Source organism: Microbulbifer sp. ABF4_143 (assembly GCF_056160225.1).
Map to the genome: position 1 here is coordinate 184,102 of NZ_JBSWWT010000001.1, position 12,114 is coordinate 196,215.

Below are 12,114 nucleotides of genomic sequence, written 5' to 3' on the forward strand. Positions count from 1 at the left end.
ATAGAAACAACAAATACAAAAAAATACCTATACAGGGAATGTATAAGTTAATTAGTAAGAAGGAGGGGACCCGGCGTGAAACGAAGACCACCGGCCCTATAGTTGACTGATACAGGCAAAACCCCGGGCGCCATTGCTGTCCTCCTGCATCTGCCTATAAAATGTGCGCCCATTTTTCCGGCCCGAAGCAGCAGCTATGGAATTCCCCAAAACCTATGACGTGATAGTGATCGGCGGCGGCCACGCCGGTACCGAGGCCTCGCTCGCGGCCGCGCGCATGGGGGCCGCGACGCTGCTGCTGACCCACAACATAGAGACGCTGGGGCAGATGTCCTGCAACCCGGCCATCGGCGGTATCGGCAAGAGCCACCTGGTCAAGGAGGTGGATGCCCTCGGCGGCGCCATGGCCGAGGCTACTGACAAGGCCGGTATCCAGTTCCGCGTGCTGAATGCGCGCAAGGGGCCGGCGGTGCGCGCGACCCGCGCCCAGGCGGACCGCGCCCTCTACCGCGCCGCCATCCGCGCGATTCTCGAGCGTCAGCAGAATCTGGAGATATTCCAGCAGGCCGCCGACGACCTGATCGTCGAGGGCGAGCGGGTCGTCGGCGTCGTGACCAATGCCGGCGTGCGCTTTCGCGCCAAGACAGTGGTGATTGCCGCCGGCACCTTCCTCGGCGGGCGCATTCATATCGGTCTGGACAGCCACTCCGGCGGCCGCGCCGGAGACCCCCCGTCCATCGCGCTGGCCGAGCGGCTGCGCGAACTGCCCTTCCGCGTCGAGCGGCTGAAGACCGGCACGCCGCCGCGCATCGACGCCCGCTCGGTGGATTTCAGCGGCCTGGAGGAGCAGTGGGGCGACACGCCGACGCCGGTCATGTCCTATCTGGGCTCGCGCGAGCAGCACCCGCGCCAGGTGTGCTGCTGGATCACCCACACCAACAGCCGCACCCACGAGGTGATCCGCGGCGGCCTGGACCGCTCGCCGATGTACTCCGGCGTGATCGAGGGGGTGGGCCCGCGCTACTGCCCCTCCATCGAGGACAAGGTGCACCGCTTCGCCGACAAGGACAGCCACCAGATCTTCGTCGAGCCGGAGGGGCTGACCACCAACGAGCTCTACCCCAACGGCATTTCCACCAGCCTGCCCTTCGACGTGCAGATAGAGCTGGTGCACTCGATCCGGGGCTTCGAGCGGGCGCATATCACCCGCCCCGGCTACGCGATCGAGTACGATTTCTTCGATCCCCGCGACCTGCTGCCGTCGCTGGAGACCAAGTTTATTCGCGGCCTCTACTTCGCCGGCCAGATCAACGGCACCACCGGCTACGAGGAGGCCGCGGCCCAGGGGCTGCTGGCCGGCGCCAACGCGGGCCTTCGAGCTCTGGGGAAAGAACCCTGGTCGCCGCGCCGGGACCAGGCCTACCTGGGCGTGCTGGTGGACGACCTGATCACCACCGGCACCAAAGAGCCCTACCGCATGTTCACCAGCCGCGCCGAGTACCGCCTGCTGCTGCGCGAGGACAACGCGGATCTGCGCCTGACCGAAAAGGGCCGCGAGCTGGGCCTGGTGGACGACGCGCGCTGGGCCGCCTTCTGCGAGAAGCGCGAGGCGATTGCACGCGAGGAACAGCGGCTGCGCGACACCTGGGTGCACCCGCAGACGCCCCAGGCCGCCGCCGTAGAGAGCAAACTGCCGCAGCCGCTCTCCAGGGAGTACAGCCTGATGGACCTGCTGCGCCGCCCGGAACTCAGCTACGCCGACGTGGCGGCGCTGAAGGGCGAGGCGGTGGAGGACGAGCGGGTCGCCGAGCAGGTGGAGATATCCGCCAAGTACGCCGGCTATATCGAGCGCCAGCGGGAGGAGATAGCGCGGCTGCAGGCCTATGAGGACACGCCGATACCGGCGGACTTCGACTATTCGCAGGTCTCCGGCCTGTCCAGCGAGGTGAAGCAGAAGCTGGGCGAGGCGCGCCCGGACACCCTCGCCCGCGCGTCGCGGATTCCCGGGGTGACGCCGGCGGCCGTGTCGCTGCTGCTGATCCAGCTGAAAAAGCGCGGCCTGCTGACGCGCAAGAAGGCCGTTTAGGCAAAATGAATGTGTAGGAGCGACCGCCGGCCGCGCCTACAGGTGGAAATCGATACCCCCTCGGGGTCTACAGGGGAGAGCCCGCAATTTCTGTGCAGATGGAAGAATTCCGCCCGCGCCTGCTCGAGGCGGCCGCGCAGCTGTCTGTCGAACTGAGTCCGGAACAGCAGGACAAGTTGCTGGAGTATCTGGCGCTCTTCGCGCGCTGGAACTCGGCCTACAACCTGTCCGCCATCCGCGAGCCGCGGCAGATGCTCGAGCGCCATATCGTCGACAGTCTCAGCGTCGTGAACCTGTGCGGTGAAGGCCCGCTGATCGACGTCGGCAGCGGCGGCGGCCTGCCCGGTATTCCGCTGGCGATAGCGCACCCCGAGCGCCCGGTGACCCTGCTCGACAGCAACGGCAAGAAGACCCGCTTTCTGTTCCAGGTGGCGAGTACGCTGCCGCTGCCGAATGTGCGGGTGGTCAACGAGCGGGTGGAGGCCTTCGCGCCGGAGCAACCCTTCCCCGCTGTGGTCTCGCGGGCCTTCGCGTCCATCGCCGATATGGTGAGCGGGAGTGAGCACTTGCTAGCGCCCGGGGGTAGGTTTTACGCTATGAAGGGCAAGTTGCCGGAAGATGAGTTGAGCGCACTTCCAAAAGGGATTAAGGTCGAGCGGGTGCACCCCCTGTCGGTACCGGGTTGCGACGCGGATCGCCACCTTATCGTTCTCAGCCGCGATGCCTGACGCGCCTAGAATCGCGGCAGCCTGGCGTAAATCCCGCTAATCGAGAATCTGATTTCCAAGACCTGTGCACTCCCAGATCACGGAGAGGAGTGCCCATTGATGCCGGCTTTCCGCGGCGAAACCCGAAGAGCATCCGGGAGAGCGCAATTCGGGAGAACAAAGGACAAGAACCTTGAGCAAGATATTTGCTGTGGCCAACCAGAAGGGTGGCGTGGGCAAGACCACCACCTGTGTCAATCTGGCCGCTTCCCTGGTCGCCAACAAGCGCCGGGTCCTGCTGATCGATCTGGACCCCCAGGGCAATGCCACCATGGGCAGCGGTGTCGACAAGAGCGAACTGCAGCTGTCCGCCTACGACGTGCTCGCCTGCGAACTGCCGGCGCGCAAGGCGATAGTGTCCACCGAAAGCGGCTACGACCTGATGCCCGCCAACGGCGATCTGTCCGCGGCCGAGGTGGAGCTGCTGGAGATGGATGGGCGCGAGTCGCGCCTGCGCAAGGCGCTGCGCGATGTCAGCGGCGACTACGACTATATCGTCATCGACTGCCCGCCGTCCCTGAACATGCTCACCGTCAACGCCCTGTGCGCCGCCAACGGCGTGCTGATCCCGATGCAGTGCGAGTACTACGCGCTGGAGGGCCTGTCCGCACTGATCGACACCATCACCCAGATACAGCGCGCCGCCAACCCGGAGCTGAAGATCGAGGGCATACTGCGCACCATGTACGACCCGCGCAACAGCCTGACCAGCGACGTGTCCGAGCAGCTGTCCGAATACTTCGGCGAGCGCCTCTACCGCACCTGCATCCCGCGCAACGTGCGCCTGGCCGAGGCCCCCAGTTTCGGCAAGCCGGCGCTCGAGTACGACCGCCACTCCAAGGGCGCCATCGCCTACCTGGCGCTGGCCGGCGAAATCACCCGCCGCCACGCCGCCAACCAGAGTTCCAGCCGCCCGGTGGCGGAAGCCGTATAAGGGGTATTGAATTATGGCCGCCAAACGCAAGGGCCTGGGCCGGGGCCTGTCGCACCTGATCAGTGAAAACGCCAGCGAGGCCATCGCCGTCGCCACCGGCGAGGGCGCCGCGGCCATCGCCGACGGCGAGCTGCGCGAGCTGCCGATCGAGTTCCTGCAGCGCGGCCGCTACCAGCCGCGCCGCGACTTCCCGCAGGAATCCCTGCAGGAGCTGGCCGACTCCATCCGCGCCCAGGGCATCATGCAGCCGATCGTCGTGCGCCCAGTCGGAGAGCACAAATACGAGATCATCGCCGGCGAGCGCCGCTGGCGCGCCGCGCAGCTGGCGGAGATGGACCGGGTGCCGGCGCTGGTACGCGAAGTGCCCGACGAGGCCGCCATCGCGATGGCGCTGATCGAGAATATCCAGCGCGAGGACCTGAATCCGATCGAGGAGGCCGCGGCGCTGAAGCGGTTGCAGGACGAATTCCAGCTGACCCAGCAGCAAGTGGCCGACGCGGTGGGCAAGTCCCGCACCGCGGTGACCAACCTGCTGCGCCTGCTGAGCCTGACCGACGAGGTGCGCACCTTCCTCGAGCGCGGGGACCTGGAGCTGGGCCACGCCAAGGCCCTGCTGGGGCTGGCCGGCGAGACCCAGCGCGCCGCGGCGCGCCAGGTGGTCGAGCGCGGCCTGACGGTGCGCCAGGCCGAGGCGCTGGTGCGCCGCCTGCAGCAGCAGGCGCAGAACCCGGCCCCGGCCAAACAAAAAGAGGACCCGAATATCCGCCGCCTGAGCGAGCGCCTGGCGGAGAAGATCGGCGTGCCGGTGGCCATAGACCACAACGACAGGGGCGTCGGCAAGCTGGTGCTCAGGTACAGCAGCCTGGATGAGCTGGACGGCATCCTCGCCCACCTGGGCTACAGCGAAGACTGACATTGCCGGCGCCGGAGCGCCCTCTCCGGCGCCGGGAGCAACAGTTTGTAAATACTTACTGAACTGGCGATCCGTTGCAAAAAAGCACCGAAAATTAAATAACTTGGCGATATTTGCCGGTTGAACCGGCAATGCGCTTCCTCCTATAATTCGCACGCCCAAAAATTGGGCGGACAGCGCGCAAAATGCCTGAGTAACCAGGGTCGGCCATCCCGTCTATGAGCAACCCCCCGGTGTTAGTAATTGCCGCGGTACAGCTGCTGCTGGTATCGCTGGCGGGTGCGGTATTGCACCTGAGCGGCAGGCCGGTGGTGGCGCTGTCTGTATTTATCGGCGGCGCCCTGTGCGCGCTGCCCAATGCGTATTTCGGCCTGCGCGCCTTCCGCGAGAGCGGCGCGCGGGCCACGGATCGGGTGCTGCAGAACTTCTACCGCGGAGAGGCGGGCAAGTTCGCGCTGACCCTGGCCGGCTTTGCCGCCGTGTTCGCGCTGGTGAAACCGCTGGCTCCGGCGGCCCTGTTTATCAGCTACGGCCTTTGCGTGATCCTGCAGTGGCTGTTGGCGGCGCGCCTGGTGCGTTGATGCCCCTTCGGGCTCCGCAGGGCGCGGCAGAAAAGAATTCTTACTTTTGCGATTGTTGAGGAACTATGGCTGGCGAAGCTCTAACCGCGACGGGGTATATCCAACACCATTTGCAGAACATGGCCTACGGCAAGCTGCCGGCGGGCTATACCCGTGCCGACGGCACCGTTCTCTCCGAACCCACCTGGACTCTGGCGCACTCCGCCCAGGAGGCCGCGGATATGGGGTTCTGGGCCATCCACCTGGATACGCTCGGCTGGTCCATCGGCCTGGGGCTGATCTTCTGCTTCCTGTTCGCGCGCGCGGCCAGCAGGGCCACCGCCGGTGTGCCCAAGGGCTTCCAGAGCTTTGTCGAGCTGGTGACTGAGTTTATCGACAAGCTGGTCAAGGAGACCTTCCCGCACCGCAATAGCATGGTCGCCCCCATGGCGCTGACCATCTTCGTGTGGGTCTTCCTGATGAACCTGATGGACCTGGTGCCGGTGGACTGGCTGCCGATGGCCGCGGCCAAGGTCTCCGGCAACGATCACCTCTTCTTCAAGGTGGTGCCGACCACCGACCCCAACGCCACCCTGGGCATGGCGCTGGCGGTGTTCGCGCTGATGATCTTCTTCAGCGTCAAGGAAAAGGGGCCGATCGGCTTTATCAAGGAGCTGACCCTGCACCCCTTCCACAGCGGCAAGTGGTACTTCGATATTCTGCTGATCCCGTTCAACTTCCTGCTGGAAGCGGTTTCCCTGATCGCCAAGCCGATCTCCCTCGGCCTGCGTCTGTTCGGCAACCTCTACGCGGGTGAAATGATCTTTATCCTGATCGCAATCGTGTTCGGTGTGGGCGTGCTCGGCTTTATCGGCGCTGGTCTGATGCATATGGGCTGGGCCATCTTCCACGTGCTGGTGATCACCCTGCAGGCGTTTGTGTTCATGGTGCTGACCACCGTGTATATGGCCATGGCGCACCACCGCGACGAAGAGCACGAGCACGATCAATAAGTTTTTTTGACGGTTAACCCTTTAATCAACCTTTACAACAACTCTCAACCTTTAATTTGGAGAAAACAATGGAAGCATTAGGTCTGGTTTACATCGCGAGCGCACTGCTGATCGGTCTGGGCGCGCTGGGTACCGCTATCGGTTTCGGCACCCTGGGCGGCAAGCTGCTGGAAGGTTCCGCGCGTCAGCCGGAACAGGCTCCGGCTCTGCAGGGCAAGATGTTCCTGATGGCGGGTCTGCTCGACGCCGTTCCGATGATCGGTGTTGGTATCGCCATGTACCTGATCTTCGCAGTAGCTCCTGGTCTGGCGTAATTACACCGTTCCAATTGCCCTTAACCCTTCTTAAAGAGCAAGAGGTGTCGGTGTGAATATCAACCTGACTCTAATTGGCCAGTCGATTACATTCCTGGCCTTCGTATGGTTCTGCTGGCGTTTCGTCTGGCCGCCACTGCTCGGTGTGATGCAGGAGCGTGAGCAGAAGATCGCCACCGGCCTCGAAGAGGCCGAGCGCGCGGGCAAGGACCTTGAGCTGGCGCGCCGCAAGGCCGCCGACCAGCTGAAGGAAGCCAAAGAACAGGCTGCGGAAATCATCGATGGCGCCAACAAGCGCGCCAATCAGATTATCGACGAAGCCAAGCAGGCCGCGCTGGCCGAGGGTGATCGCCTGAAGGCGGCGGCCAAGGCCGAGATCGAACAGGAAGTGAATCGCGCCAAGGAACAGCTGCGGGCCCGCGTTGCCGAGCTGTCCATCGCTGGCGCGGAGAAGATTCTCTCGGTCAATATCGACGCCAAGGCGCACGACGACCTGATCGAAAAACTGGCAGCCGAGCTGTAAGCGAGGAACCCGATGGCGGAACTCAGCACACTGGCCCGGCCCTACGCCAAAGCGGCATTCAGCTATGCGCAGCAGGCCTCCGACCTCCAGGGTTGGAGCTCGCTGCTTGCCACTGCGGCGGCGGTCAGCCAGAGCGAAAAAGTGCGTGAGCTGCTGGATAACCCGCAGCTCACCAGCGACGAGCGCGCAGACAAATTCCTGTCGATCTGTTCAGACAATCTCAGCGACTCCGGCAAGAACTTCATCCGGCTGCTGGCGGAAAACCACCGCCTGCCGCTGTTGCCGGAGATTTCCGCGCTGTTTGAAGAGCTGAAAGCACAGGCGGAAGCCACCCTGGAAGTGGAAGTTGTGTCCGCGCGCGCCCTGAGCGACGCGCAGGCGCAGAAGTTGACCCAGGCGCTTAGCAAGAAGTTTGAACGGGAAGTGCACCTGCACAGCTCGGTGGACGAGAGTCTGCTGGGCGGCGCGATTATCCGCGCCGGTGACACAGTCATCGATGGCACGGTGCGCGGCCGCTTGGCCAAGCTCGCCGAGGCGATGAACTCCTAAATTACCTTCCCGGCGCGCATCAGCACGCCGGGAATTCGAGGAACAGAGCATGCAGCAACTGAATCCCTCCGAGATCAGTGAAATTATCAAGAGCCGCATCGAAAAACTCGATGTGAGCACCCAGGCCCAGAACGAGGGCACCATCGTATCCGTATCCGACGGCATCATCCGCATCCACGGCCTGGCCGACGTGATGTACGGCGAGATGATCGAGTTCGAGGGCGGCGTCTACGGTATGGCGCTGAACCTGGAGCGCGACTCCGTGGGCGCGGTGATCCTGGGCGACTACAAATCCCTGGCCGAAGGCCAGAAGTGCCGCTGCACCGGTCGCATTCTGGAATGTCCGGTGGGCCCCGAACTGCTGGGCCGCGTGGTGGACGCGCTGGGCAACCCGATCGACGGCAAGGGCCCGCTGAACACCAAGCTGACCGACGCGGTGGAAAAGGTGGCGCCCGGTGTTATCGCCCGCCAGTCCGTCGACCAGCCGGTACAGACCGGTCTGAAGGCGATCGACACCATGGTGCCGATCGGCCGCGGCCAGCGCGAGCTGATCATCGGCGACCGCCAGATCGGTAAGACCGCCGTCGCCGTCGATGCCATCATCAACCAGAAAGGCACCGGCATTAAGTGTATCTACGTCGCGATCGGCCAGAAGCAGTCGTCCATCGCCAACGTGGTGCGCAAGCTGGAAGAGCACGGCGCCATGGAGCACACCATCGTGGTTGCCGCCGGCGCCGCCGACCCGGCCGCGATGCAGTTCCTGGCCCCCTACGTCGGCTGCACCATGGGCGAGTACTTCCGCGACCGCGGTGAAGATGCCCTGATCATCTACGACGACCTGACCAAGCAGGCCTGGGCCTACCGCCAGATCTCCCTGCTGCTGAAGCGCCCGCCGGGCCGCGAAGCCTACCCGGGTGACGTCTTCTACTTGCACTCCCGTCTGCTGGAGCGCGCCGCGCGCGTCAACGCCGACTATGTGGAGAAGTTCACCAACGGCGAAGTGAAAGGCAAGACCGGCTCCCTGACCGCGCTGCCGATCATCGAAACCCAGGCCGGCGACGTGTCCGCGTTCGTGCCGACCAACGTGATCTCCATCACCGACGGCCAGATCTTCCTCGAGACCGATCTGTTCAACGCCGGTATCCGCCCGGCCATCAACCCGGGTATCTCCGTATCCCGCGTGGGTGGTGCGGCCCAGACCAAGGTGATCAAGAAGCTGTCCGGCGGCATCCGTACTGCTCTGGCCCAGTACCGCGAGCTGGCGGCCTTCTCCCAGTTTGCGTCCGACCTGGACGAGGCCACCAAGGCCCAGCTGGACCACGGCGAGCGCGTCACCGAACTGATGAAGCAGAAGCAGTACACCCCGCTGTCCATCGCGGAGATGGCTGTTTCCGTTTACGCCGCCGACAAGGGTTACCTGAAAGACGTGGAAGTCTCCAAGGTGCTCGACTTCGAATCCGCCCTGCTCTCTTACATGAACAGCGAACACGCAGAGCTGATGGAGAAGGTGAACAGCACCGGCGACTACAACGACGAAATCGACGCCGCCTTCAAGGCCGCCATCGAGAAATTCGTCGCCACCGGCAGCTGGTAAAAGCGGCCCTGGACCTTGTAGGAGCGGCCTATGGCCGCTCCGACGGGAAAAACTCCAGAGAACAAGGTAACTGACTATGGCAGGCGGAAAAGAAGTACGCACAAAAATTGCCAGCATCAAGAGCACGCAGAAGATTACCTCCGCGATGGAAATGGTCGCGGCGAGTAAGATGCGCAAGGCTCAGGATCGCATGGCACTGGGGCGTCCCTATGCCCAGCGCATACGCGCGGTGATCGGCCACGTCGCCAACGCCTCGGCCGAATACCAGCATATCTACCTGCAGGAGCGCGAGGTCAAGCGGGTCGGATTTATCCTGGTATCCACCGATCGCGGTCTCTGCGGCGGCCTGAACATCAACATGTTCAAGGCGGCGATCCGCGAGATGCAGGCCTGGTCCCAGAAGGGCGCCGAGGTAGAGGTCTGTGCCGTGGGCAACAAGGCGGCCGGTTTCTTCAACGCCATCGGCTCCGCCGTGGTGGCTGCGGTGCGCGACCTGGGCGACGAGCCCCAGGCGAACAAGCTGATCGGCTCGGTAAAGGTCATGATGGACCGCTTTGCGGAGGGCGATATCGATCGCCTCTTCCTGGTGTCCAACGAGTTCATCAACACCATGTCGCAGAAGCCGCGCGTCGAGCAATTGCTGCCGCTGCCGAAAGACGACGACGAAATGCTCAAGCACGAGTGGGACTACCTCTACGAGCCGGATCCGAAGGAGCTGTTGGACGGCTTGCTGGCTCGCTATATCGAGTCCCAGGTGTACCAGGCAGTGGTTGAAAACAAGGCCTGTGAACAGGCCGCGCGCATGATTGCAATGAAGAGCGCCACCGACAACGCCGGTGAGCTGATCGACCAGTTGCAGCTTGTGTACAACAAGGCGCGCCAGGCGGCCATTACCCAGGAGCTGTCCGAGATTGTGGGCGGCGCCGCGGCGGTTTAAGGCGGCTGAAGACAGAATTTAAAGCTGAGGATCCGGAAATGAGTAACGGGCAAATTGTGCAAGTGATCGGCGCGGTCATCGACGTGGAGTTTCCACGCGATTCCGTACCGAATGTTTACGACGCACTCGTGTGTGAGGAGAAGAACCTCACCATGGAAGTGCAGCAGCAGTTGGGCGACGGCGTGGTTCGCGCCATCGCCATGGGTTCATCGGAAGGTGTGCGCCGCGGCTTAGCGGTGAAGAACACCGGTGCTCCGGTCTCCGTGCCGGTTGGCCACGAGACCCTGGGCCGCATCATGGACGTGCTCGGCAACCCGATCGACGAGTGCGGTCCGATCGGCGAGAAGGAGCGCGCCTCCATCCACCGCGCCGCCCCGACCTACGAAGAGCAGGCCAGCTCCACCGAGCTGCTGGAAACCGGCATCAAGGTGATCGACCTGGTGTGCCCCTTCGCCAAGGGCGGCAAGGTCGGCCTGTTCGGCGGCGCCGGCGTGGGCAAGACCGTAAACATGATGGAGCTGATCAACAACATCGCCACCGAGCACTCCGGTCTGTCCGTGTTCGCCGGTGTCGGTGAGCGCACCCGTGAAGGTAACGACTTCTACCACGAGATGCAGGAAGCCGGCGTTGTGAACGTCGAGGACTTCGCCAAGTCCAAGGTGGCGATGGTCTACGGCCAGATGAACGAGCCGCCCGGCAACCGCCTGCGCGTGGCCCTGACCGGCCTGACCATGGCGGAGAAGTTCCGCGACGAGGGCCGCGACGTACTGCTGTTCGTCGACAACATCTACCGCTACACCCTGGCCGGTACCGAAGTATCCGCCCTGCTCGGCCGTATGCCGTCCGCGGTGGGCTACCAGCCGACCCTGGCGGAAGAGATGGGCGTGCTGCAGGAGCGCATTACCTCCACCAAGACCGGCTCCATCACCTCCATCCAGGCGGTATACGTACCGGCGGACGACCTCACCGACCCGTCTCCGGCCACCACCTTCGCGCACCTGGACTCCACCGTGGTACTCTCCCGCGATATCGCCGCCAAGGGTATCTACCCGGCCGTGGATCCGCTGGACTCCACCTCCCGCCAGCTGGACCCGCTGGTGATCGGCCAGGAGCACTACGAATGTGCGCGCGGCGTGCAGTCTGTACTGCAGCGCTACAAGGAGCTGAAGGACATCATCGCCATCCTGGGTATGGACGAGCTGTCCGAGGAAGACAAGCAGATCGTTGCGCGCGCGCGTAAGATCGAGCGCTTCCTGTCCCAGCCGTTCCACGTGGCGGAAGTATTTACCGGTGCGCCGGGCAAATACGTGCCGCTGAAAGAGACCATCCGCGGTTTCCAGGGTATCCTGAACGGCGACTACGACCACATGCCTGAGCAGGCCTTCTACATGGTCGGCACCATCGACGAAGCGGTGGAAAAAGCCAACAAGGCGAAGGGCTAAGCGACAGAGGCAGACAATATGGCCATGACAGTACATTGTGACGTTGTCAGCGCCGAGCAGTCTCTCTTCTCCGGACTGGTGGAGATGGTGATAGTGAGCGGGGTCGAAGGGGAACTTGGTATCTCCTACGGCCACGCGCAGCTGCTCACCGCCCTGAAACCCGGTCCGGTGCGTATCATCAAGAAAGGTGGTGAAGAGGAAGTGCTGTTCGTCAGCGGCGGCTACGCCGAGGTGCAGCCGAGTATGGTGACCATCCTCGCGGATGTGGCCGAGCGCGAAATCGACGAAGAGGCAGCGCAGAAGGCCCGCGAGGAAGCGGCCCACGCCCTGCACAAGGCGCCCTCGGAAATCGACTACGCCCGCATCTCCGCTCAGCTGGCCGAAGCCGAAGCGCGCCTGCGCACCCTGCAGGCAATCCGCAAGGCGGCCGGCAAGTAAATGGTTCCCGCTCCGGCGGGCGCCTGCGACAAAAAAAGCAGCTC

Annotated in this window: 13 protein-coding genes; all 13 read left to right on the forward strand. The window is 63.6% G+C overall.

What is annotated here, in order from left to right:
• Positions 1 to 196: 196 nt before the first annotated feature.
• The 13 genes from mnmG to ACXAF3_RS00900 all read left to right on the forward strand — a co-directional run bounded on the left by mnmG (position 197) and on the right by ACXAF3_RS00900 (position 12,070).
• Complete coding sequence (mnmG, locus tag ACXAF3_RS00840) at positions 197 to 2,086, forward strand: tRNA uridine-5-carboxymethylaminomethyl(34) synthesis enzyme MnmG (RefSeq protein WP_475110406.1); 1,890 nt, start codon at positions 197 to 199, stop codon at positions 2,084 to 2,086.
• A gap of 98 nt (positions 2,087 to 2,184) precedes the next feature.
• The gene (rsmG, locus tag ACXAF3_RS00845) at positions 2,185 to 2,814 is read left to right on the forward strand and encodes a 16S rRNA (guanine(527)-N(7))-methyltransferase RsmG (protein ID WP_475110574.1); all 630 of its coding nucleotides are present in this window, start codon (positions 2,185 to 2,187) and stop codon (positions 2,812 to 2,814) included.
• A gap of 172 nt (positions 2,815 to 2,986) precedes the next feature.
• Positions 2,987 to 3,787: a ParA family protein gene (locus ACXAF3_RS00850; protein ID WP_475110407.1), complete on the forward strand. Its 801-nt coding sequence runs from the start codon at positions 2,987 to 2,989 to the stop codon at positions 3,785 to 3,787.
• A 13-nt stretch (positions 3,788 to 3,800) separates the two neighbouring features.
• Positions 3,801 to 4,700: a ParB/RepB/Spo0J family partition protein gene (locus tag ACXAF3_RS00855; protein WP_475110408.1), complete on the forward strand. Its 900-nt coding sequence runs from the start codon at positions 3,801 to 3,803 to the stop codon at positions 4,698 to 4,700.
• A 233-nt stretch (positions 4,701 to 4,933) separates the two neighbouring features.
• The gene (locus tag ACXAF3_RS00860; RefSeq protein ID WP_475110409.1) at positions 4,934 to 5,281 is read left to right on the forward strand and encodes an ATP synthase subunit I; all 348 of its coding nucleotides are present in this window, start codon (positions 4,934 to 4,936) and stop codon (positions 5,279 to 5,281) included.
• Positions 5,282 to 5,346: 65 nt separating this feature from the next.
• Positions 5,347 to 6,273: a F0F1 ATP synthase subunit A gene (atpB, locus tag ACXAF3_RS00865; RefSeq protein WP_475110410.1), complete on the forward strand. Its 927-nt coding sequence runs from the start codon at positions 5,347 to 5,349 to the stop codon at positions 6,271 to 6,273.
• A gap of 68 nt (positions 6,274 to 6,341) precedes the next feature.
• Positions 6,342 to 6,587 (forward strand): F0F1 ATP synthase subunit C, encoded by a 246-nt coding sequence (atpE, locus tag ACXAF3_RS00870; protein ID WP_067157084.1) that lies wholly within the window; start codon positions 6,342 to 6,344, stop codon positions 6,585 to 6,587.
• Positions 6,588 to 6,639: 52 nt separating this feature from the next.
• Positions 6,640 to 7,110 carry a F0F1 ATP synthase subunit B gene (locus ACXAF3_RS00875; RefSeq protein ID WP_475110411.1) on the forward strand — a complete coding sequence of 157 codons (471 nt, stop codon included), beginning with the start codon at positions 6,640 to 6,642 and terminating at the stop codon, positions 7,108 to 7,110.
• Positions 7,111 to 7,122: 12 nt separating this feature from the next.
• Complete coding sequence (locus ACXAF3_RS00880; protein WP_475110412.1) at positions 7,123 to 7,659, forward strand: F0F1 ATP synthase subunit delta; 537 nt, start codon at positions 7,123 to 7,125, stop codon at positions 7,657 to 7,659.
• Between the two features lie 49 nt (positions 7,660 to 7,708).
• Positions 7,709 to 9,253, forward strand: a complete 1,545-nt coding sequence (gene atpA, locus ACXAF3_RS00885; protein ID WP_475110413.1) for a F0F1 ATP synthase subunit alpha — start codon at positions 7,709 to 7,711, stop codon at positions 9,251 to 9,253.
• Positions 9,254 to 9,329: 76 nt separating this feature from the next.
• Positions 9,330 to 10,190, forward strand: coding sequence for a F0F1 ATP synthase subunit gamma (atpG, locus tag ACXAF3_RS00890; protein ID WP_475110414.1), 861 nt, complete (start codon positions 9,330 to 9,332; stop codon positions 10,188 to 10,190).
• 38 nt (positions 10,191 to 10,228) lie between these two features.
• A complete protein-coding gene (gene atpD, locus ACXAF3_RS00895; protein WP_475110415.1) occupies positions 10,229 to 11,632 on the forward strand; it encodes a F0F1 ATP synthase subunit beta in 1,404 nt (467 codons plus the stop codon).
• Between the two features lie 18 nt (positions 11,633 to 11,650).
• The gene (locus ACXAF3_RS00900; RefSeq protein WP_475110416.1) at positions 11,651 to 12,070 is read left to right on the forward strand and encodes a F0F1 ATP synthase subunit epsilon; all 420 of its coding nucleotides are present in this window, start codon (positions 11,651 to 11,653) and stop codon (positions 12,068 to 12,070) included.
• Positions 12,071 to 12,114 lie beyond the last annotated feature (44 nt).